Below are 22,868 nucleotides of genomic sequence, written 5' to 3'. Positions count from 1 at the left end.
GACAAAATAGACATGCTTGATGCGCTTCCGGTCGGAGACCGAGAAAATCAAGCCATCATCGACAGCGCCCTTACCGCTGTACGGGAACATCTGGACATGCCCATCGCCTATCTGTCGGAGTTCGTCGGGGATCAGACCATTTTTCGCAATGTCAGCGCACCGGGTATGGAAGACCTTATCAAGCCGGGCGATTCCCGCCATCTGGACGAGGTATATTGCCAGCATATCCTTCGCGGCGACCTGCCGGAGCTGATCCCCGACACCGCCGCCTTTCCCCTGGCACAGTCGCTGCCGATCACGAACACGGCCCAGATAGGCAGCCACGTCAGCCTGCCGATCCACCGGGCGGACGGGTCCGTCTACGGAATGTTCTGTTGCCTTTCCCCAGTGGCGAACCCCAGCCTGAATGACAGGGATATCAAGGTCATGCGCCTCTTCGCCGACCTTGCCGCCGATCAGGTGCGATTGAACCACAGCAGACAAAGCGAACTTGAAGGCACCCGCAATATCATCCGCGACATGCTCCGCGATGCGGCGTTCGACATGCTATTTCAGCCGATCTATCGCCTTGCGGACGGCGGTCTGGCCAGCTTCGAAGCCCTCTGCCGGTTTCGCAGCGACCCCTATCGCAGCCCCGACAAATGGTTCGACGATGCCCGAACCGCCGGTCTGCAAACCGAACTGGAGCTGAAGGTCATCGACGCGGCGCTGAAAGCCCTGCCCGGTCTGCCACCGCATGCACGACTGGCCGTAAACGCCGCCCCGGATACCGTGGCCAGCGGCGCGTTGCTGCCGATCCTGTCGCGGGTCGACCCCACCCGTCTGACGCTGGAGATTACCGAACACGAACGATCAAACGATTTCGATCGCCTTCTGCGCGCGGTACAGGCGATCGGCGCGCGGGGAACGTGGATCGCCATCGATGATGTCGGCGCGGGTTATTCCGGACTGCAACAGATACTACAACTCCGGCCGGACATTCTGAAACTGGACATGTCGCTGGTGCGTGACATCGATACCGACACCGCCCGCCGCTCCCTGGCCGGGGCCCTCGTCAGCTTCGCCTCGGAAACCGGTGCCAAGGTCACTGCCGAAGGGATCGAACGGCGCGCGGAATGGGATTGCCTGCGCATGATCGGTGCCGATTACGGCCAGGGCTGGCTGATGGGCCGGCCCGGCCCGATGAATCAGGCTGCACCAAATGTGACCGTCTGATCGCTCCTCCAGCGCTGAAGGAAGCGGCAACAGCGGCGCGCCCGTCCCCGGCGCTCGCCCTGCAGGATTGCCGTGTCAGCCCCCGCTCAGCTTCTGCAACCGCGCCGACCTCAAACGGGCAAAATCCTCTCCCGCGTGATAGCTGGAGCGCGTCAGGGGTGTTGCCGAAACCATCAGGAATCCCTTGCCCCAGGCGGCTTTTTCATAGCCCGCGAATTCCTCGGGCGTGACGAACCTGTCAACAGCGTGATGTTTGGGTGTCGGTTGCAGATATTGCCCGACCGTAAGGAAGTCGATGTCGGCTGCACGCATATCGTCCATGACCTGCAACACAGACTGTCGATCCTCACCCAGCCCAACCATGATACCGGACTTGGTGAACATCGTCGGGTCCAGTTCCTTGACCCGCTGAAGCAGCCGCAGGGAGTGGAAATACCGCGCGCCGGGACGCACCTCGGGGTAAAGGCCGGGGACGGTTTCCAGATTATGATTGAACACGTCCGGTTTCGCCGCAACGACAACTTCCAGAGCCGATGGATCGCATTTGATGAAATCGGGCGTCAGGATTTCGATCGTCGTATCGGGGGCCCGCTTGCGGATCGCGCGGATCGTCTGAGCAAAATGCTCCGCACCGCCATCGTCCACGTCGTCCCGGTCGACCGACGTGACGACGACGTGGTTCAACCCCAGTTTCTGCACCGCATCCGCAACGCGCCCCGGCTCGAACACGTCCAGCGCTTCGGGCGGCTTGCCGGTTGCGATGTTGCAGAACGTGCAGGCACGGGTGCAGACCTCGCCCATGATCATCATGGTCGCATGGCCCTGCGACCAGCATTCCCCGACGTTGGGACAACCCGCCTCCTCGCAGACCGTCACCAGTTTATGCTCGCGCATGATCTTAGCTGTCTGCCTGTAACCTTCGCCAACGGGCGCCTTGACGCGAATCCAGGACGGTTTCTTCGGCTGCGGATTATCCGGCCGCCTGGCCTTTTCGGGGTGACGTTCGGCGGGGATCTTCAGGTCGCGCATCCGCGGTCTCCCAGGGTTGTTCCATCTTCACTTAAGGCAAGCCGGCCCCGCGTTCCAGTGTCGGCCACCACAGAACCGCAGAGTTGCGCCCGATGCATGTTTTTACAGACATTTTTCCCCAATCCCGCCAGAAATATGCCGAAAATTCATGTTCCAATGCCCCCGTAGCCATCAAGGCACAGTGAAATGTAGTAATTTTTGGAACAAGAATATGAATGCCACTTTTCTGAATGACGAAGCCGGCGCGGTCACGGTCGACTGGGTTGTCCTGACGGCAGCGCTCGTAGGCCTCGGGCTTGCTGTGATGGGCGTCGTTTCGGGCGGCATCGAAGATCTCTCGACCGACGTCAGCGCGGCCCTCGAAGATGAAAGCAAATTCTCGGAACAGTTCGGTGGCATGACACTTGCCTCCGCAAGCAACACGACGGTCTTTTCGGGTCGCACGGCCTCGGATTATGTTGCCTATGGACAGTCCCTTGCGCCCGGCAACAACGGCGCAGTCTATTATCACGCCCAACAAGCGGCCATATCTGACGCGCCCGACGGCTACAATTTCGACAATCCGCTCTCCGATCCGGATTCCGGCAACGTCATCTACACCAGCAACGACGGCCAGAATTACAGTATCGGCGGGAACGTCGTGTCCGTCGACAGCTACGCCGGTTCGGCCAACTACTTCGGGGCCTGACCGGTGCCCGCCTCCCGTGCGTAAATCCGGGGGGCGGATCTGTTTGAACCGGAACCCCTGGAATTTGCCAAAGTTTCTGCCAGCGATAAATTTACGTGTTAGGTAAATATATCAACCATCTACGAAGTGACGTTAAAGTTTCATGCGCCCCAGAAGTGCATTGAACCTTTTGCGTCACTTCGACTGACGCCGTGTCCATCCCCACAGGCACACCAGTTCCATCAGCACATGCGCGCCCGCGATCGCCGTTGCCCCTGTCGTGTCGTAGGGCGGGGAGACTTCGACCACGTCGCCCCCGACCAGGTTGACGCCGGCCAGGTCTCGCAGGATCGCCGCGGCCTGCGCCGACGACAGCCCGCCCCAGACCGGCGTGCCTGTGCCGGGCGCGAAGGCCGGGTCAAGACAGTCGATATCGAAGGTGAGATAGCAACTCCGGTCGCTCACGACCTCTTTGATGCGGCGCGCAACCTCTCCGGGTGCGGCCTCATGGACGGCACGGGCGTCGATGGTCGTCACTCCCATCGTGTTCGGATTCACGGTGCGGATGCCAATCTGGACGCTGGTCGCCGGGTCTATCACGCCGGTTTTGACCGCTTTGTAGAACATCGTGCCATGGTCGATCCGGCTCATGTCGTCGTCGGGCCATGTGTCGGAATGGGCGTCAAAATGGATCAGGCTCAAAGGCCCGTGTTTTTCGGCATGCGCCTGCAGGATCGGGAAGCTGATGTAATGGTCGCCGCCCATCGCGATGCAACCTGCTCCCTGATCCAGGATGCCTTTCACATGGTCGCGCAAGGCGGCTGGAAAGTCGGCGACCTTGGCATAATCGAAGCCCACGTCGCCATAATCCGCCACGGCGAATTCATCCAGTGGCGAATAATCCCAGTAATATGGCGGATCGAAGGGTTGCAGCGCACTCGCCTCGCGGATCGCGCGTGGCCCGAACCGCGTACCAGGCCGGTGGGTCACCGCCTGATCGAAGGGCACGCCTGTAATCGCCAGATCATATCCGGTCAGATCCTTGGTATACGTTCGCCGAAACGCCGAGGTTGCGCCGCCGAAGGCGTTCTCGAACGCCAACCCCCGGCGAGCGTCCCGGGCAAAGGCCCCGTCCACCTGATCGCGCGCGTCCTGCAGTGCCATTGATCGACTCCCTTCTGTTCGGCACGACCACACCACGAGAGTGCGGCAAGGAAAACCCTCTCGACTCCGCGCCCCGGTGCGTTAGGTGCATGGATCATGCACGACACCCAGCTCCGCACCGATTTCATCCACGCCATGAGCCGCGCCGCCGCCACCGTCAGCGTGGTAACGACCGACGGGCCAGCGGGCCGCGCGGGCGTCACGGTATCGGCCATGACAAGCGTGTCGGCGGATGGAGAAGCCCCGACGATGCTGGTCTGCATCAACAAGGGCGCTTCGGCGGCCGAGCCGATCCTTGCGAATGCCTGCTTCGCCGTGAGCGTCCTGCAGTCCGAGCAGAGCGACGTGGCCGACGTATTTGCCGGGCGCACGGGAGCTACGGGCGACGACAGGTTTGCCACCGGGACCTGGACCACCATGGTGACGGGCGCGCCGGTTCTGGACGGGCTGGCGGGCTTCGATTGCGAAGTTCAGTCAGCCGAGCTGGTCGGCACACACCACGTCATCATCGGTGCCGTCCGCGCCGTGCGCGTGTCCGATGACGGCGCGCCCCTGATCTATGGAATGCGCAGCTATCTGCGGGCTGAAAAAGCCTAGGACGTCACCGCCCGCCACCCCAGCCGCAGACGGCTGACGAGTGGATTGAGTCGTGGCTGCGTCCCCGGATTTGCGGCAAACGCGCGCAACTCTGCCCGCGTGTCACTCAAGACCAGAAATACCGGGCGCGCCTGCGTCGGTTGCCGCGCTTGCCGGAACCGATCCAGTGCAGCCAGCCCCGTCTCCGCCAGTGCCGCAATATGCGCCTCGGCCTCGCCCGACGGCAACGGATGCCGTCCCTTGGCGACAAGGTCGGGCACGGCGCGCAACCACGCCGAAATCCCATGAGCCAGCCCGGCATCACGGATTGCTGGCGCATCCGACGCCCCTGCCAGTCGCGCCGCTGTCCACAGAAGCGTTCCCGCCGTCCGGTCGATATAACGCGTCACTTCCTCTGACGACGCAAAGGACCATCCTTCTATGTCACCCCGCCGTGCCTCGATCAGGTCGTCCAGATCGAGCGTCGCCTGCGCGTCCAGAACAGCGGCCAGCGGCGTGACGACCTCATGCCGCCTGACCGCGCCGTCCGATCCGATCTCGGCCAGCGCATCGCGCCACCATTGCAGCCGCATCTCGGCGATCAACGGCTCTTTCGTGACCCATGGCGCGCGCGCGACTTCAAGGTTGAACGCATAAAGCGGAAACAGCCTCCGACGCAGGTCCACAGGCGCGGCCATTACCGCGCGGAACCGGTCCGGGTCGCCGCGCGCCACCAGTCCTGCGCAGGCCGACACCTCGGCGTCGGTCATCACTGCAAAAGCTTCCAGCGCACCGCGTCCAGCAACGCTTCGAAACTGGCGTCGACTATGTTGGCTGAGACGCCGACCGTGGACCAGCGCCGCCCGGCATCGTCTTCGTGGTCGATGATGACGCGGGTCACGGCCTCGGTCCCGCCCTGCATGATACGAACGCGGAAATCTTTCAGCCGCATGTCTTCAATGTGACCCGACAGCGACCCGAGGTCCTTGGCCAGGGCTTTCGACAGCGCGTTGACCGGACCGCGATCATTGCCCGTCTCATCCATCGACTCCGACACCGAAAGCCGCTTTTCGCCGTCGACCTTAACCACCACCACCGCTTCGGACAGGGTGACCATCTGGTCGCGCTTGTTCTTGCGCCGTTCAACCGTGACGCGGTAGCGCTTCACCTCGAACAATTCGCGTAACTGGCCCAGTTCGGCCCGTGCAATCAGCTCGAAACTGGCGGGCGCCACGTCATAGGCATAGCCCGCATCCTCCCGCTCCTTCACGACCTCCAGAATGCGCCGCAACTGGTCAGCTGTGCCGTCCAACCCCAGATCTGCCAGCCGCTTGCGCAGGTTCGACAGCCCGGCCTGATTGGACATCGGCACGATCCGCGCGTTTCCGACCGTTTCGGGCGGCACATGTTCGTAGGTCGTCGGGTCCTTCAGGATCGCGCTGGCATGCAGGCCCGCCTTATGCGCGAAAGCCGAGGCACCGACATAGGCCGCCTCGCGCCGTGGCACCCGGTTCAGGATGTCATCCAACCGTCGCGACACTTTCATCAGTCCCGGCAGCGCCTTGCGGGACACGCCCGTCTCGAAGCGGCTGGCAAATGGCTCTTTCAACAGAAGTGTCGGAATCAGCGACGTCAGATTGGCATTGCCACAGCGCTCCCCCAACCCGTTCAGCGTACCCTGCACCTGTCGCGCCCCGGCCTCGATCGCGGCCAGCGATCCGGCAATGGCTTGTTCGGTATCGTTGTGCGTATGAATGCCCAGACGGTCGCCCGGAAGGCCCGCCGCGATCACGGCCTGCACCACTTCGGCGATGCGCGCGGGCATGGTGCCGCCATTCGTATCGCACAGCACGACCCATCGCGCCCCCGCGTCCAGAGCCGCCCTGGCGCAGGATACCGCATATTTCGGGTCATCCTCGTAGCCATCGAAGAAATGCTCGCAATCGAACAACGCCTCACGGCCCGACGCCACCAGGTGCGCCACCGACTCGGTGATGGCCAGGCGGTTTTCCTCCAGCGTTACGCCCAGCGCGGTCGTGACGTGGAACGGATGGGTCTTGCCGACCAGACAGACGGCGGAGGTTCCGGCGTTCAGCACGGCGGCCAGCACGTCGTCGTTCTCTGCCGAGCGTCCGACGCGCTTGGTCATTCCGAAGGCCGTCAAAGTGGCGCGCAGCTTCGGCGCGTCGTCGAAAAAATCGCTGTCGGTCGGGTTCGCGCCGGGCCAGCCGCCTTCGACGTAATCCACACCCAGACCGTCCAGCATCGCGGCGATCTCGCGCTTTTCGCTGGCCGAGAACTGCACGCCCTGCGTCTGCTGACCGTCGCGCAGGGTGGTGTCATAGAGGTAGAGACGTTCGGTCATCGCGTCCTCCGATCCATATATTCGGAACGGGTGATCCACGGGTGATCCACGTCGGACGTAAATGTGATCACAACAGACCCTCCAGCTTCGACGGATCGAACCCCGGCCCGGCCTCCCAGCCCCTGCCCAGCCCGTCCGTCACCACGACGCCCGCCGCCACCAGCGCATCGCGCAACGCATCGGCGTGCGCCCAGTCCTTCTCGGCCCGCGCGGCGATCCGGGCCGCCAGAACCGCTTCCACCACCTCGTCGTTGCCCCCGTCGATCCAATCGCCCATCCCGTCCTCCAGCAATCCCAGCATCCCGGCCGATGCCTTCAGCCCCGCGCCGTCTCCGGCCTTGGCCAGACGGTGCAGTTCCGCAATCGCGCCGGGCGCGTTCAGGTCATCGCGCAACGCGCTCAGCACGGCGTCATCCACGGTTCCGCCATCCCCGGCCATGGCGCGCCATTTGCGCAATGTGCCTTCGGCCTCCAGCGCCTTGGCCTCGGTCCAGTCCATCGGCTTGGAATAATGCGTCGACAGGAACACGAAGCGGATCACTTCGCCCGGCACGCCACGGTCAAGCAGGTCGCGGACGGTGAAGAAGTTGCCCAGCGACTTGGACATCTTGCGGCCCTCGACCAGGAGCATTTCATTGTGCAGCCAGTACCGCGCGAAATCGCCGTCCGGGTCGGCGCAGCAGCTTTGCGCCCGCTCGTTCTCATGATGCGGAAACAGCAGATCGTTGCCGCCCCCGTGAATGTCGAACGATGTGCCCAGAAGCGCCTTGGCCATGGCGGAACATTCGATATGCCAGCCGGGGCGGCCGTAGCCCAGCGACGTCTCCCAGCCCGGTTCTTCTTCCGACGACGACTTCCACAACACGAAATCCATCGGGTCGCGTTTATAGGACGCGACCTCGACCCGCGCGCCCGCTATCATGTCGTCCACGGTCCGGCCCGACAGGGTACCATAGCCGTCGAACGACCCGACCGAAAACAGCACATGCCCGTCGGCGACATAGGCGTGACCGGACGCAATCAGCCCCTCGATCATTTCGACCATCTGTTCGATGTAGTCCGTCGCGCGCGGCATATGCGTCGGCTCCAGCGTGCCCAGCGCGGCCATGTCGTCCAGATACCACTGTGTCGTCTCGGCGGTGATATCCTCGACCTCGCGGCCGGTATCAGCCGCCCGCGCGATGATCTTGTCGTCGATATCGGTGAAGTTGCGCACATAGGTCACGGCGTCCACGCCATAATCGTGACGCAGCAGGCGGAACAGCAGATCGAACAGGATCACGTTGCGCGCATTGCCCAGATGGGCGCGGTCGTAGACGGTCGGTCCGCACAGGTAGAGGCGCACATTGGACGCATCCAGCGGCGCGAACTCCTCGACCTTTCGGGTCAGCGAGTTGCGAAGTCGGAGCATCGGGATAGCATTCGGCGCGGTCATCCGGGCGTTTCCTGTCGTTTTATGGCGGGGATGGATGCCGGATGGGAAACGGGCAACCAGCGCCCGCCGATCCTGTCAGCGGGCGGTTGAAATGCAGATGATGCAGATGCACGTGCCCATAGCCTGCGCCTAACATGGCGATGCCGCCCTGCCAAGCGCCGCGGCATGGCCGCCGATCAACGATTTGACATGGACGTGCCGCCGGTGTCCGGTGCCGACAGTGGCGTCTTACCAGCTCCGAGGCTGCACCGCCCCAACGGCCACGGCAGGCTCGTACGCGATATGCAGCGTCGCGCCCGCTTCTGACCTTCGCCAAGGAGACGACCCGATGACCGACTTCCGCGCCCTGCACCAACCCGGCAATCCCTTCATCCTCGGCAATGCCTGGGACGTCGGATCGGCCCGCATGCTGGTGGCTCTGGGTGCCAGGGCCATCGCCACGTCATCCGCCGGATACGCCTTCACCCGCGGTTTGCCCGACGGCGGTCAAGTGGGGCGGACCGAGGCCATCGCCCATGCCAGGGATCTGGCCGATCACCTGTCGGTCCCGGTCTCTGCCGATCTGGAGGACGGGTATGGCCCCGACCCCGCCGATTGTGCGGAAACCGTCGAACTGGCCGCGCTTGCCGGTCTGGCCGGATGCTGCATCGAGGACGTGACCCCGAACGGCGCGCCCTATGACTTCGATCTGTCGGTCGCGCGCACGGATGCCGCCGTGAAGGCCGCGCGCCGGGCCAACCACGACTTCGTCTTCTGCGCGCGCGCCGACGGCGTCATGCACGGCACCTATGATCTGGACGAAGCGATCCGCCGGTTGCAGGCGTTCGAAGCCGTGGGCGCAGACGTTCTGTATTGCCCGATGCCCGAAACCATCGAAGGTCTGACCCGCCTTTGCGCGTCGGTCACCGCCCCGGTCAACGCGCTGGCCGCCGGGCCGTGGACGCAGACCAGCCGCAACGAATTCGCCGCCGCCGGGGTCGCCCGCATCTCGCTCGGGTCGGCCCTGGCGCGCGCCACGCATCAGGTGATCCGCGACACCGCACGGGATATGTTCGGCGCGGGCGATTTCACCCGTCTGGGCGGCATCGGGTCGGGCGAGGTCGATGATTATCTGGCGGCAGGGTCGAAGTGAATCACGACGATCTGAACCACTGGTCCAAGCGCGCCGCCGATTGGATCACCGACTATCATGCCACCCTGCGCGACCGGCCCGTCCGCGCGCCGGTCTCGCCCGGCGATGTGCTGGCCCGACTGCCTGCGACGGCCCCCGACATGGCCGAGACGCCCGAAGACATCCTTGCCGATTTCGAGGCGCTGATCCCCGGTGCCCTGACCCATTGGCAGCACCCCCGCTTCTTCGCCTATTTCCCGGCCAATGCGGCACCCGCGTCGATGCTGGCCGAACAGCTGATGTCCGGCATCGGGGCGCAGGCAATGCTCTGGCAGACTTCTCCGGCGGCGACCGAACTGGAGCAGGGCATGATCTGCTGGCTGATCCGCGCGCTGGACATGCCCGAAGACTGGACCGGCACGATCCACGATTCGGCGACGACCGCGACACTGTCGGCGGTGCTGACGATGCGGGAACGGGCGCTCGGCTTTGCGGGCCTGACCGAGGGGTTGTCGGACCAGCCGCGGCTGCGCATCTACGCCAGTGCGCAGACCCATTCATCGGTGGACAAGGCCGTGCGGCTGGCGGGCATAGGACAGGACAATCTGGTCAAGGTTCCCACCCGTGACGACCTGTCGATGGACCCGGACGCGCTGACGCGCGCGATCGAGGCGGATGTCGCCGCCGGGCTGATGCCCGCCGGTATCGTGTTCTGCGCGGGCGGCACGGCGGTCGGGGCCTTCGACGAGATCACGGCCTGCCTGCCGGTCGCACGTGCGCACGACCTGATGACCCACGTCGATGCCGCATGGGCGGGCAGTGCGATGATCTGCCCCGAGTTCCGGACGCTTCTGAAAGGTGCGGAAGACTGCGACAGTCTTGTTTTCAATCCGCACAAGTGGATGGGCGCACAGTTCGACTGTGCCGTGCAACTGATCCGCGACCCGGTCGACCAGATCCGCACGCTGGGGCTGAGGCCTGATTACCTCCAGACGCTGGAAGGCGAGGACGTCACCAATTTCAACGAATGGACCGTGCCGCTGGGCCGTCGCATGCGGGCGCTGAAGCTGTGGTTCGTGCTGCGCGCGCACGGGCTGGACGGCATTCGCATCCGCATCCGCAACCACGTCGCCTGGACGCGGGAGCTGTGCGAGGTTCTGCGGGGCGAGCCGGGCCTCGAGATCACATCCGAACCGCGCCTGTCGCTTTTCAGTTTCGCGCTGACCGGGGGCTGTGCCGCGACCGAAGCCCTGCTGACGCGCATCAATGCGGACGGACGCATCTATCTGACGCAGACGACACATGCGGGCCGGTTCGTCATTCGCTTCACATGCGGCACATGGGACTGCACCCGTGACGATGTGATGGCCGTCCGGGAGGTCATCCGCGACCTGCGATGATGTCGCAAACGGACGCGACAGGGGCGCGGAGACGCGCGACCCTGACTGCATGGGATATTTTACCATGCATCTTCTGGTATTGCGTGTGATCGGCGCGCGGCGGGGGCGTGCGGCGCGGGGACGACCTGTCGGGCACTGATCCCGTCCCCGTCTGTTCCTTACCCGGAGATCCGATGACACGTCCCATCCGCACCGGCGGTCGCGCCGCCCGTCACGCCGCCCGCGCCGCGCCGCTGCCTGACGCCTCCCGCCCCGTCCGCCCTGGCCTGACCGGCGGTCGGTACAAGCCGCTGACCGAGGCCGATGTCGCGCGCATTCACGAGACCGCGCTGACCGCACTGGAAGAGATCGGCCTGTCCGGTGCGCCGCCATCGGGCGTGGCCAGCATGACCGCCGCCGGGGCCGTGCAATCGGATGACGGTCGTCTGCGGTTCCCGCGCGCTCTGGTCGAGGACATGCTGGCGCGCGCCGCGCGCGACATCACCCTGCCCGCGCGCGATCCGGCCTTCGATCTGGATCTGACGGGCGCGCGCGTCCACTATGGCACCGCGGGGGCCGCCGTCAGCGTGGTCGATGCCATGACCGGCGATTACCGCGACAGCACGCTCGCCGACCTGCACGAGGCGGCGCGGTTGGCCGATGCGCTCGACAACATCCACTTCCTGCAGCGGCCCATGGTGGCGCGCGACATGACGGATGACCAGACATTGGACCTCAACACGCTGCACGCCTGTCTGACGGGGACGCGCAAACATGTCGGTACGAGTTTTTGCACCGCCGCGACGGTTCCGATGTGTCTGGACTACCTTTACGCGGTCGCGGGGGGCGAAGATGCGTTCCGCGCGCGACCCTTCGTGCTGAACTCCAACTGTTTCGTGGTGCCGCCGATGCGCTTCGCCACCGAAAGCTGCGAGGTGATGGAGGCCTGCATCCGGGGCGGGATGCCGGTGCTGCTGCTGTCGGCCGGTCAGGCCGGGGCGACGGCCCCCGCGACGCTGGCGGGCGCGGTGATGCAGGCCGTGGCCGAATGTCTGGCGGGCGTTGTCTATGTGAACAGCATCGCGCCGGGGCATCCGGCGGTCTTCGGCACCTGGCCTTTCGTGTCGGACCTGCGGACCGGCGCGATGTCGGGCGGATCGGGCGAACAGGCCGTGCTGACGGCGGCCTGTGCGCAGATGGGGCGGTTCTATGGCCTGCCGGGTGGCGCGGCGGCGGGGATGGCGGACGCCAAGCTGCCCGACATGCAGGCCGGATGGGAACAGGGCATGAGCGATGTGATGGCCGGTCTGGCCGGGCTGAACATGGTATATGAGGCCGCCGGGATGCACGGATCGCTGATGGGATTCTGCCCCGAGAGCCTGATCCTGGGCGATGACATGATCGGGGCGGCGCTGCGCTGCGTGCGGGGGGTCGAAGTCACCGACGAGACGCTGGCACTCGAGGCGATGCGCGCCGTCTGCCTGGAGGGGCCGGGGCATTATCTGGGCACCGAATCGACCCTGTCGGTGATGCAGAGCGAATATGTCTATCCGACGCTGGGATGCCGGATCAGCCCGAAGGAATGGCAGGAGGCCGGTCGGCCCGACCTGATCGCAAAGGCGCGCGTGCGGCGGGCGGAGATCATGGCCGGGCCAAACATCGCCGCCTTTGCGCCCGAACTGGAACGAAGCCTGCGCGCCCGGTTCGATCTGCTGGTGTGACGGTCAGGTCTGGGCGTCGCGCGCGAGTTTTTCGATCCCGTCCCAGTCGCCCGCGTCCATCATGTCCTTGGGAGCGACCCAGCTTCCGCCGACGCAGACCACGTTCGGCAGGCTCAGGTAGGAGGCTTTGTTCTGTGGGCTGACACCGCCCGTCGGGCAGAACGAAATTTGCGGTATCGGCGCGCCGATACCCTTGAGCGCGGGCGCGCCGCCGGAGGCCTCTGCGGGGAAGAACTTGAGCATGTCATAGCCCTTTTCCAGCAGGATCATCGCCTCGGTCGCCGTGGTCGCGCCGGGCAGCAGGGGCAGGTCTTCGTCGATGCAGGCCTGGATCAGCGTATCGGTCGCGCCGGGCGAGACCCCGAACATCGCGCCCGCCGCTTTTGCCGCTTTCACGTCGGCGGGGGTCAACAGCGTGCCTGCCCCGACGATCCCGCCCGGCACCTTGGCCATTTCACGAATGCACTCGAGCGCGACCGGCGTCCGCAGCGTGACCTCCAATGCGGGCAACCCACCGGCGACCAGCGCGCGGGCCAGCGGCGCGGCATGCGCCACGTCGTCCAGCACAAGCACGGGGATGACGGGTGCGCGGGTGGCGATGTCGCGGGCGGCCCTGGATTGTTCGGCGGGGGTCATGGTCATGGCGGTGCCTCTTTGCGGTGCCTTTGGTGGGCGGCTGGATTGGATCAGGTGTGGCGCAGGCGCAGTCAGATGACCACACCCGCCCCCCGGTCGGATGGCCCTGCACTGGCCCGGAAGAGGCTGAACAATTCGCGTCCCAGCCCATACTCATTATGGCTCAGGTCGGGCCGCGGAACATCGCGACCGGCCACGCCTTCGGTCAGCACGTCGAGCGTGCCCTTGACCGCATCGACGCGGATCAGGTCGCCATCCTGCAACTTGCCGATCAAACCGCCGTCCAGTGCCTCGGGCGCGACATGGATCGCGGCGGGGACCTTGCCCGATGCCCCTGACATGCGCCCGTCGGTCACCAGCGCGACCCTGTATCCGCGCTGCAAAAGAACCGTCAAAACAGGTGTCAGGCCGTGCAGTTCGGGCATCCCGTTGGCGCGCGGCCCCTGATAGCGGACCACGATGACGCCGTCGCGGTCAAGCTCTCCGGCGCGGAAAGCGACCTTTACGTCGTCCTGCGAGTGGAAGATGCGGGCGGGCGCTTCGATCACATGAAGTTCGGGCGCTACCGCACTGATTTTAATGACTCCCAGTCCCAGATTGCCATGCACCTGTTTCAGACCGCCATGATGGTCGAAGGGCGCATCCGGAGTTTTCAGTATCCTGTCGTTCAGGCTGTCCTTCGGGCCGGGCGTCCATTCGATGCGGTCGCCTGTCAGCTTTGGTTCGGTCGCATAAGCCGACAGGCCCTGCCCGGCGACCGTCTGCACATCCTCATGCAGCAAGCCAGCCTCCAACAACCGACCGATCATGAACGGCAGGCCTCCGGCGGCATGGAAATGGTTCACGTCGGCCAGACCGTTCGGATAGACCCGCGCCATGAGCGGCGTGACGTCCGACACGGCATCGAAATCAGCACAGGTCAACTGAACGCCCGAGGCGCGCGCCATGGCGATCAGATGCAGCACCAGATTGGTCGACCCGCCCGTCGCCATCAGGCCCACCAGACCGTTCACATAGGCGCGTTCGTCCAGCACGTCGCAGACCGGCGTATAGGCGTTGCCAAGCGCCGTGATTTTCGTCGCCTGCACTGTCGCGGCATCGGTCAGGGCATCGCGCAGCGGCGTGCCCGGATTGATGAAAGACGCGCCGGGCAGGTGCAGGCCCATGAACTCCATCAACATCTGGTTGGAATTCGCGGTGCCGTAGAATGTGCAGGTGCCCGGCCCGTGGTAGCTGGCCATTTCGGCCTTCATCAGCTCAGCCCGGTCGATCTTGCCCTCGGCGAAATCGCGGCGAACCTGCGATTTCTCTTCGTTGCCCAGACCGGACGTCATTGGACCCGCGGGCACGAATATCCCCGGCAGATAGCCAAAGGTCGCAGCGGCGATCACCAGGCCCGGCACGATCTTGTCACAGATGCCCAGATACAGCGCGGAATCGAAGGTGTTGTGCGACAGCGCAACGCCCGTGGCCAAGGCGATCACGTCGCGCGAAAACAGCGACAACTCCATGCCGTTCTGGCCCTGCGTGACGCCATCGCACATCGCGGGAACACCGCCCGCGACCTGTGCCGTGGCACCGACGGACCGGGCGGCGGCCTTGATGCGGTCGGGATAATCCTTGAAAGGCTGATGCGCCGATAGCATGTCGTTGTAGGCTGTCACGATGCCTATGTTCGGCGCCCGGTCAGCGACAAGATCGCCCTTGTCTTCGCCCATCGCGGCATAGGCGTGGGCCTGGTTGCCACACTCCAGATGGGCGCGGCGCGGGCCTTTCTGCGCCTGTTCCCGCATACGTTCGAGATATAGGTCTCGCGTCGAGCGGGAGCGTTCGCGGATACGGTCGGTAATTTCATCGATTCGGCTGTCCAGCGGCATGATGGGCCTCCTTTGGGGAACAAATGCACCGTTAGCGCTAACGGTTCAAGGGGCGTGTTCGACTCCTGCCCTTTTCGGCGTCGGTATACCGCGCACGAATCCGGTCCCGCAGCTTTGTTACCATCAATATCTACGGCGTATTTGCGCCGGACTGGAACCTCATCCCAATAAGGCATCCGTTTCGAACACTTACTCTAGCCAATCGGTCGCATCAGCTCGATCTCATCTTTATCCCGGACGGCCGTGAAGAAGCAGCTCCGCCGATTTGTGTGACAGGCAGGCCCGGTCTGCTCGACGATCAGCAGCAGGCAATCCCGGTCACAATCGACCCGCAGATCGACCAGCGCCTGAACGTGCCCCGACGTTTCGCCCTTGACCCAGAAAGCCTGCCGTGATCGCGACCAATAGGTCACCTGCCCCGTCGCCAGGGTTTTCGCGATTGCTTCTGCATTCATCCAGGCCATCATCAGGACTTCGTTCGTTACATGATCCTGCGCAATGGCCGGGATCAGACCGTTGGCATCGTATTTCAGCGTAGTAGGGTCAAAAGTCATCGGGGCCACACCTTTGCAACCGGGGTTCGGGGGGCTACCTAAGGGTCAGGACCGTCCGAGGGAAGTCTCCTGAGGTCGGCCAGAAGCCGGAGGCACGTGAATGTCCGAAACTGATCTGGTCAAGCTCTACTCCGGACGCATCCTCGCCCTGGCCGCCGACATGCCAGCGACCGAGCCTTTGACCGACCCGCAGGTGAGCGTGCGCAAGCGGTCGCCGCTTTGCGGATCGACGGTGACTGTATCGCTGGATGTCGAGGATGGGCGGATCATCCGATATGCTCAGGACGTGAAGGCCTGCGCGCTGGGCCAGGCTTCCGCGTCGGTATCTGGGCGCAGGGTGATCGGTTGCGATCTGGAGCAGGTTCGCACTGCCCGCGATCAGTTGCGCGCGATGTTGAAAGACGGCGGGCCGGTGCCGGATGCGCCGTTCGACGGGTTGGAAGTGATGCTGCCCGCGCGTGAATTCCGCAATCGACATGCCTCTATCCTGCTGGCACTGGATGCGACGGTCGAAGCGGTTGAAAGCCTCGATGACCGGCGATTAACCGCAAGGTAATCTTCAGGTTCTATTCCCCTCTGTCGAGACCGAGGAGGATGCATGACGGCCCAGCCCCTGCCTTTAGCGACTGTACCGACCAATCCGGCGGACCCTGCAATCGTCGCAGACACCAGCCTGGCTGAGGAAATAGCTCCGCTGGGATATCTGGTGGCCGATCTGGCCGCCTTCGTGGACGGAATCGACGGCAACGCGCGGGCCAACCTTGTGCAAATCGATACGTTGCGGCGGGCAACACAGGATTTCGGTGGTGCCATTGCCGCCCTGCACGACGGGTTCAGATCACTTGGGACGTCGGCTCTCGAGACCGAGGCGGCAGCGGCGGAGCGTCTCGATGCCATCGCGGAAAACGGACGCCGTTATCAGGAGCTCTCGGCGTGGGGCACGGGCATCGGGCCGCGCACCGAAGACCTGGAACACGTCCTGTCCCGGATCGTCGCATCCAACGACGACATCACGCGGATCGCCCGGCAGGTGAACATTCTGGCCATAAATGCGTCGATCGAAGCGGCGCGGGCAGGCGATGCCGGTCGCGGCTTTGCAATCGTCGCCGAAGCGGTCAAGGACCTGTCGCACAAGACCGCAGACGCCGCCGGCGGCATCAGGACTGCGGTAACTTCGCTGGACGGATGGACCCGGACGATGCGCGAAGACAGCCGCCGCCTGACACCGGAGTTCGCGCGTGGTCTGGAAATCGCGGCCAGCACGCAGGATGCCGTTGCCATGATCGCTGATCAGATGTCCGCCGCACGTACCCGGATCGAAGCATTGGAGACCTCTGTCAACGTTCTTGCCAGTGCCGAAAAAGACGTTGGAGAGGTTTGCGACATCATCGACATGGGCACGCGCCACACCGCGACCGGCGTGGACGAAGCGCGCAACCGCACGAACCACATGATGGACAGATGCGAGGCATTGTTGCAGCGCGTTGCGGAGGTCGAAACCGACGGCCCGGATCGTCCTTTCATCGCCCACGCCCAGACCATTGCCGGCAGGATTGCCGCCGCCTTCGAGACGGCCCTCGAAACCGGTCAGATCACCGAAGAAGACTTGTTCGATACCGGGCTTGCCCCTATCCCCGGCTCAGACCCTCCTCAATTCATGGCCCGCCACAGCCGGCTGACCGACACCGTCGTCCCGCCGATCATCGAGGATGCGCTGAGGTTCGACCCGAACATCCTGTTTACCTGCCCCTGTGACCGACAGGGGTACATCGCCACCCATAACCGCAAGTTTTCCGCGCTGCAGTCGGACGATCCGGCGTGGAATGCAGCGAATTGCCGAAATCGCCGTCTGTTCGACGACCGGACCGGGCGGCAGGCCGGAGCCAGCCGCGCGCCGTTCCTTATGCAGGTCTATCGTAGAGATATGGGCGCACAGGGGATGGTCATGATGAAGGATATTTCCGCCCCGATCACTGTGCGGGGCCGTCACTGGGGCGGGCTGCGCATAGGGTATCGCAACACCGTGCAAGAGGCACCACACAGGGTATGAGCCAAAAAAACCGCCGCACTCCGTAGGGCGGAGGCGGCGGTGAAGTGGCATCCCGTTACGTTCGAGGGACCGATGTCCGGGGCGCGGGACGACGGGACCGGATCGGGGGTCTCCGGGGGACAGAGACGGCGATCGACCGACCGGACGAGGGGGAGGTCCGGATCAGGGTTCGAGACCTAGGGGATGCAGACAGTAACCGGGAAAAGGCAGGATCAGGAGATCAGCGAAGGAAGGTTCAGAAGGCCCAGCATCACAGTCACCAGCCAGATTCCGCCAAGAATATCGCCAAGTGGTTCATCGCTGAGACGGGTCAGGGAAGTTTTCATTCTGCGGGCCATTTCTGTCACCTTCCGTGCTGCTTTGTTTCACCTTTGTTCTCATTTCCCTAACAGTAAGTAAAGAACTTTTTTAGAACATTAGTGAACAAACTGCATTTGTTCTTGGTTTTGTCGCTACCCGACAGACAGTAATCGAAGCGCCCGATCCTGTTCGTTCAACCATAGAAGCAACCGGGCAGCCTGTCCCCGCGCGCTCGCCAGATCGGCATCTTTCGCAAGCAGGGATCGCGCATCCCGACTGGCCAGCTCCATCAGTCCGGCATGACGTTCCAGGTTGGCAATCCGGAACCGAGGCAATCCGGATTGCGCTGTTCCGATCACATCGCCGGCACCACGCAGAGCCAGGTCCTCTTCGGAGATGCGGAATCCATCCTCGCTCTCGCGCAGAATCCGCAATCGCGCTTCTGCCGCTTCACCCAGCGGCGCTTTGTACATCAACAGACACGTCGAGGCCGCCGCCCCGCGCCCGACCCGGCCGCGCAACTGGTGCAACTGCGCCAGACCGAAGGTTTCCGCCCGCTCGATGACCATGATCGACGCATTCGGCACGTCCACCCCGACTTCAATCACCGTCGTCGCCACCAGAACCTGCGTCTTGGCGGACACGAAATCGGCCATCGCAGCGTCTTTCTCGGACGGCAGCATCTGACCGTGAACCAGGCCCACGACCCCCTCGCCCAAGGCCGCGCGCAAACTGCGGAACCGTTCTTCGGCAGACGTCGTGTCCACGACCTCCGATTCCTCGACCAGCGGACAGACCCAATAGGCCTGCCGCCCCTCAGCCACCGCATGGCGCAGCTTGGCAATCACGTCGTCCATCCGGGACACCGGCACCGTCGCCGTCTGCACCGGCGTTCGGCCCGGTGGTTTTTCGTCCAGAACGCTTATGTCCATATCGCCGTATTGCGTCAGCGCCAGCGATCGCGGAATCGGCGTGGCCGTCATGACAAGAACGTCCGTCGCCGCATTCTTTTCGCCCAGCAACATGCGTTGCCGCACCCCGAACCGATGCTGTTCGTCGATCACCGCCAGCCGCAGGTCGGCAAAGACCACGTCGCGCTGGAATACAGCATGGGTCCCGACCAGAATGGCGATGTCTCCCCGCGCCAGCGCATCCAGCTTGGCCTGCCGCTCCCGGTTCTTGTCGCGCCCGGTCAGCAGTTCCAGCACCACGCCCGCCGTATCCGCCATGGGCCGCAACCCTTCGGCGTGTTGCCGTGCCAGAATTTCCGTAGGCGCCATCAACACCCCCTGCCCGCCCGCCTCGGCCGCCGTCAGCAGCGCCATCAGGGCGACCAGCGTTTTGCCCGACCCCACGTCGCCTTGCAGCAAGCGGTTCATCCGACGGGGCTGCCCCATGTCGGTCGCGATCTCTCCGATGCAACGTTTCTGCGCGTCGGTCGCTTCGAATGGCAATGATGCCAGAACCTTGCGCCGCAATCGGCCGTCGCCTTCGGTCACGACCCCGGCCCGCCGGCGGTCCGTCGACCGGGCCAGTGCAAGCGTCAGCTGATGCGCAAACAATTCGTCGTATGCCAATCGCTGACGCGCCGCCGTGCCGGGCGACAGATCGCCCGCATCCTCCGGGTGATGGGCCTGCCGCAGGGCGTCGCCAAAGGCGGGCCAGCCCCTTTCAGCAACCAGTGCCGGATCGATCCATTCGGCCAATTCGGGCACACGCTGCACCGCCGCCTCGACCGCCCGTGCCATGATCCGCGAGGAAATCCCGCCGGTCAGCGGATAGACCGGTTCGAAGGCAGGAAGCCGTTCGCCTTCGACCAGCACATGATCGGGATGTGGCATCTGCGCGATGCCGTCATAAAGCTCGACCTTTCCAGACAAAATCCGCTTTTGCCCGGTCGGCAACGTCTTGGCGTGGAGGTCGGCAGAACCGCGAAAATACACTACCTGAAACGTCGTTTTCGCGTCCTCTACCTCAATACGATAGGGCCGCCCGCGCGACGATGGCGCGATGTGGCGCCCGACCGTCACCTGTACGGTTACAACCCCTGGAAGGATCGCATCCCGAACCGACACGACCGGCGTGCGGTCGACGCCCCCGGTGGGCAATGTGAAGATCAGGTCCCTGGGCGTCGCCACGGACATGTTGGCCATCAGTTTGGCCGTCTTCGGTCCGACGCCGGGCAAGGTTTCCAGACTGGCGAACAGGGGAAACAGGGGTTCAGGACGTCCCGTCATCTATTGCCGGTCAGGGCGATCCAGCCAGCTTCGTCCAGTGTTTCGATCCCCAGTTCCGCCGCTTTGAGCAGCTTCGATCCGGCACCCGGCCCGGCGATCAGCAGGTCCGTCTTGGCCGAGACCGAGCCCGAGACCCTGGCCCCCAATTGCTCCGCGCGCGCCTTGGCCTCGGCCCGAGTGACCCGCTCCAGGGTGCCGGAAAACACGACTGTCTTGCCTGCGATCGGACTGGCGCTGGCGACTGCTTCTGGTGCTGCGGGGTCCAGCTCCGCCATCAGGGCGTCAATCGCCGCGCGTTCCTGCGCTGCCCCCATGGCGTCGCAGATCGCAAGCGCCAGGGTCGCGCCGACACCGTCAATCCCTGTCAGCTCGTCCCATGCGGCGCGGGCCGCGTCGGAAACAGCGGACCAGATCGGGGTGCGTACATCGGACAGCCTGGCACGGCGGCCCGCGGCCTCGGCGGCGGCGCGTTCGTCGATGATGGCGGCTTCCGCCGCTCGATGCGCTTCGGCGGCGGGAATCGCCGCGTCAGCGACGGTGGCGAACCTAGCCCAATCGCCGAAATGTCGTGCCAGATCGCGGCCTGAAACTTCGCCCAGATGCCGGATGCCCAACCCGAACAGGACGCGGGCCAGACCTTGCGTTCGTGCCGCCTCGATCCCCGCAAACAGGTTCGATGCCGATATTTCGCCCCAGCCTTCAAGGTTCGCGACAGTCTTGAGCCCGCTGCCATGCCGCGCCTGCAAGATAAAAATATCGGCCGGAGTGCATACCCAACCCAGATCGTGGAAGCGCTCGATCTCCTTGTCACCCAGACCGTCGATATCCATCGCACCGCGCGACACGAAATGCTTGAGTCGCGCCACCCGTTGCGCCGGACAGATCAGTCCACCGGTGCATCGCCGTACAGACTCCCCCGGATCGCGTTGCGCCGGGCTGCCGCATTCGGGGCAGATTTTGGGAAATACGAATGGCACCGCATCCGCCGGACGTGCTGACACATCAACATCGCGGACCTTGGGGATGACGTCACCGGCGCGGTATATTTCGACCCGATCTCCGACCCTCAGATCACCGCTTCGGATCGGATGGCCGTTGGCGTCCCGCCCCGCGATGTAATCCTCGTTGTGCAGCGTCGCGTTCGAAACCACGACGCCCCCGACTGTGATCGGCGTCAGCCGTGCAACCGGCGACAGCGCCCCCGTGCGACCAACCTGGATGTCGATGCCCTCCAGATGCGTCCATGCGGTTTCGGCGGGAAACTTGTGCGCGATGGCCCAGCGCGGTGTGGTCGAGCGGACACCCAGCCTTTCCTGCAGCTTCAGGTTGTCGACCTTGTAGACGACGCCGTCGATGTCATAGCCAAGGTCGGCGCGCGTGGCCGCGATCTGCGCGTATTGCGCCAGCAGGTCATCCGGTCCGCTGCACCGGCGCGTGACCGGATTGGTCGAAAACCCCAAGTCGGCCAAGCGTTCCAATGCCCCGAATTGCGTGTCGGCCAAAGGCGCACTGACCTCGCCCCAGGCATAGGCGAAAAAGCGGAGCGGGCGCGCCGCCGTTATCGTCGGATCCAACTGTCGTAGACTGCCCGCGGCGGCGTTGCGCGGATTGGCAAAGACCTTGGAATTCGCCGTTGTCTGCCGGGCATTCAGCGCGGCGAAGTCGGCATGCGTCATATAGACTTCGCCGCGCACTTCCAGAACATCGGGCGCGTCGACCAGCGTCTGGGGGATATCCGCAATCGTGCGGGCGTTCGCCGTCACATCCTCGCCGACCTCGCCATTGCCGCGTGTCACGGCATGGACCAACGCGCCTGCCTCATACCGCAGCGACAGGCTCAGCCCGTCGATCTTTGGCTCGGCGGTATAGGCCAGCGGCGCGTCCGGTTTCAAATCGAGGTATCGCCGGATGCGGGCATCGAAGTCCTGCACGTCGGAGGTGTCGAAGGCGTTGCCCAGCGACAGCATGCGAACGGAATGGCGGATCTTGCCGAAGCCATCGGACGGCGCGGCACCGATCTGTTCAGTGATGCTGTCATCAGGTTTGAGGTCTGGAAATCGCGCCTCTATCGCGGCAATCCGGCGTTTGAGCGCGTCGAACGCGGCATCGTCCATTACCGGATCATCCGCGCTGTGATAGGCCGTATTAGCCTGCGCCAAGACTGGGCCGAGCGCCGCCAGTTCCGACCTGGCCTGCGCTTCGGTCAGATCGTCGACCGCAATGTCCCGTTCCCGCGCCACCCTGCCCCCTTCGACCGATCGCCTCGCCGTACGGTAGTAAGACTCCTCTCCGTCGCTTTCCACCGATTCGGGATGGGCGGACATCAAGCCGGACCGTTCGGTGAATCGAAACGCCGCCCCCGTTAATCCGGGAGCGGCGGTGCGCATCGCTTCGCATATTTGAGCGGAGGGCGTTTATGACCGGCGACCGAAGTGTCAAAACCTGCCGGTCGGGTCCATTCCATCGGGTCAGGACCGTATGATCCTGTCGCTCGGCCCGGAATGCATGATATGAGTCAGTTGATCGTCATGGCTAACCCTCCCGTTGATACC

Annotated in this window: 18 protein-coding genes; 8 read left to right on the top strand and 10 right to left on the bottom strand. The window is 64.2% G+C overall.

Going from position 1 to position 22,868, the window contains the following annotated elements; all coding sequences use genetic code 11:
- The first annotated feature begins 12 nt into the window (after positions 1-12).
- A complete protein-coding gene (locus AC13C2_RS03490) occupies positions 13-1,215 on the top strand; it encodes a sensor domain-containing phosphodiesterase (protein ID WP_482885953.1) in 1,203 nt (400 codons plus the stop codon).
- A gap of 75 nt (positions 1,216-1,290) precedes the next feature.
- On the opposite strand, the gene lipA is transcribed toward AC13C2_RS03490, so the two are convergent.
- Positions 1,291-2,244 carry a lipoyl synthase gene (lipA, locus tag AC13C2_RS03485; RefSeq protein ID WP_092764650.1) on the bottom strand — a complete coding sequence of 318 codons (954 nt, stop codon included), beginning with the start codon at positions 2,242-2,244 and terminating at the stop codon, positions 1,291-1,293.
- 211 nt (positions 2,245-2,455) lie between these two features.
- Between lipA and AC13C2_RS03480 the strand changes: the two genes are divergently transcribed.
- Positions 2,456-2,932 (top strand): hypothetical protein, encoded by a 477-nt coding sequence (locus AC13C2_RS03480; protein WP_092764648.1) that lies wholly within the window; start codon positions 2,456-2,458, stop codon positions 2,930-2,932.
- A 174-nt stretch (positions 2,933-3,106) separates the two neighbouring features.
- On the opposite strand, the gene speB is transcribed toward AC13C2_RS03480, so the two are convergent.
- Positions 3,107-4,075 (bottom strand): agmatinase, encoded by a 969-nt coding sequence (gene speB, locus AC13C2_RS03475; RefSeq protein ID WP_482885952.1) that lies wholly within the window; start codon positions 4,073-4,075, stop codon positions 3,107-3,109.
- Between the two features lie 96 nt (positions 4,076-4,171).
- Here speB and AC13C2_RS03470 point away from each other — a divergent pair, with 96 nt between their 5' ends.
- Positions 4,172-4,672, top strand: a complete 501-nt coding sequence (locus tag AC13C2_RS03470) for a flavin reductase family protein (RefSeq protein WP_092764644.1) — start codon at positions 4,172-4,174, stop codon at positions 4,670-4,672.
- Here AC13C2_RS03470 and AC13C2_RS03465 read toward each other — a convergent pair.
- The 3 genes from AC13C2_RS03465 to cysS form a co-directional block, all read right to left on the bottom strand.
- Positions 4,669-5,421, bottom strand: coding sequence for a squalene/phytoene synthase family protein (locus tag AC13C2_RS03465; RefSeq protein ID WP_482885951.1), 753 nt, complete (start codon positions 5,419-5,421; stop codon positions 4,669-4,671). The genes AC13C2_RS03470 and AC13C2_RS03465 overlap by 4 nt on opposite strands.
- On the bottom strand, positions 5,421-7,016 hold the full coding sequence (gene cimA, locus AC13C2_RS03460; RefSeq protein WP_482885950.1) for a citramalate synthase: 1,596 nt from the start codon (positions 7,014-7,016) through the stop codon (positions 5,421-5,423). The genes AC13C2_RS03465 and cimA overlap by 1 nt, the downstream gene beginning before the upstream one ends.
- A 67-nt stretch (positions 7,017-7,083) precedes the next feature.
- Positions 7,084-8,427, bottom strand: coding sequence for a cysteine--tRNA ligase (gene cysS, locus AC13C2_RS03455; RefSeq protein ID WP_482885949.1), 1,344 nt, complete (start codon positions 8,425-8,427; stop codon positions 7,084-7,086).
- A 352-nt stretch (positions 8,428-8,779) separates the two neighbouring features.
- On the opposite strand from cysS, the gene AC13C2_RS03450 reads away from it, so the two are divergent.
- From AC13C2_RS03450 to AC13C2_RS03440, 3 genes are all read left to right on the top strand, one after another.
- Positions 8,780-9,583 (top strand): isocitrate lyase/PEP mutase family protein, encoded by an 804-nt coding sequence (locus tag AC13C2_RS03450; protein ID WP_482885948.1) that lies wholly within the window; start codon positions 8,780-8,782, stop codon positions 9,581-9,583.
- Positions 9,580-10,962 (top strand): pyridoxal phosphate-dependent decarboxylase family protein, encoded by a 1,383-nt coding sequence (locus tag AC13C2_RS03445; RefSeq protein WP_482885947.1) that lies wholly within the window; start codon positions 9,580-9,582, stop codon positions 10,960-10,962. Before AC13C2_RS03450 ends, AC13C2_RS03445 begins: the two co-directional genes overlap by 4 nt.
- Positions 10,963-11,135: 173 nt before the next feature.
- Entirely contained in the window at positions 11,136-12,662 is a 1,527-nt protein-coding gene (locus tag AC13C2_RS03440) for a trimethylamine methyltransferase family protein (RefSeq protein ID WP_482885946.1), read from the top strand.
- 3 nt (positions 12,663-12,665) lie between these two features.
- Here AC13C2_RS03440 and AC13C2_RS03435 read toward each other — a convergent pair whose 3' ends face one another.
- The 3 genes from AC13C2_RS03435 to hisI all read right to left on the bottom strand — a co-directional run bounded on the left by AC13C2_RS03435 (position 12,666) and on the right by hisI (position 15,729).
- Positions 12,666-13,298, bottom strand: a complete 633-nt coding sequence (locus AC13C2_RS03435) for a bifunctional 4-hydroxy-2-oxoglutarate aldolase/2-dehydro-3-deoxy-phosphogluconate aldolase (protein ID WP_482886044.1) — start codon at positions 13,296-13,298, stop codon at positions 12,666-12,668.
- Between the two features lie 71 nt (positions 13,299-13,369).
- Entirely contained in the window at positions 13,370-15,175 is a 1,806-nt protein-coding gene (edd, locus tag AC13C2_RS03430) for a phosphogluconate dehydratase (protein ID WP_474521490.1), read from the bottom strand.
- Positions 15,176-15,369: 194 nt separating this feature from the next.
- Positions 15,370-15,729, bottom strand: coding sequence for a phosphoribosyl-AMP cyclohydrolase (hisI, locus tag AC13C2_RS03425; protein WP_474521489.1), 360 nt, complete (start codon positions 15,727-15,729; stop codon positions 15,370-15,372).
- A gap of 100 nt (positions 15,730-15,829) precedes the next feature.
- Here hisI and AC13C2_RS03420 point away from each other — a divergent pair, with 100 nt between their 5' ends.
- Positions 15,830-16,285, top strand: a complete 456-nt coding sequence (locus AC13C2_RS03420) for an iron-sulfur cluster assembly scaffold protein (RefSeq protein ID WP_482885945.1) — start codon at positions 15,830-15,832, stop codon at positions 16,283-16,285.
- Positions 16,286-16,327: 42 nt separating this feature from the next.
- Positions 16,328-17,779, top strand: a complete 1,452-nt coding sequence (locus tag AC13C2_RS03415; protein ID WP_482885944.1) for a methyl-accepting chemotaxis protein — start codon at positions 16,328-16,330, stop codon at positions 17,777-17,779.
- Positions 17,780-18,231: 452 nt separating this feature from the next.
- On the opposite strand, the gene recG is transcribed toward AC13C2_RS03415, so the two are convergent.
- Positions 18,232-20,316: an ATP-dependent DNA helicase RecG gene (gene recG, locus AC13C2_RS03410; protein WP_482885943.1), complete on the bottom strand. Its 2,085-nt coding sequence runs from the start codon at positions 20,314-20,316 to the stop codon at positions 18,232-18,234.
- Complete coding sequence (ligA, locus tag AC13C2_RS03405; RefSeq protein ID WP_482885942.1) at positions 20,313-22,556, bottom strand: NAD-dependent DNA ligase LigA; 2,244 nt, start codon at positions 22,554-22,556, stop codon at positions 20,313-20,315. The genes recG and ligA overlap by 4 nt, the downstream gene beginning before the upstream one ends.
- Between the last annotated feature and the right edge of the window lie 312 nt (positions 22,557-22,868).

Source organism: Jannaschia sp. L-14R (assembly GCF_056857695.1).
This window is presented reverse-complemented; position numbering and strand designations above follow the sequence as displayed.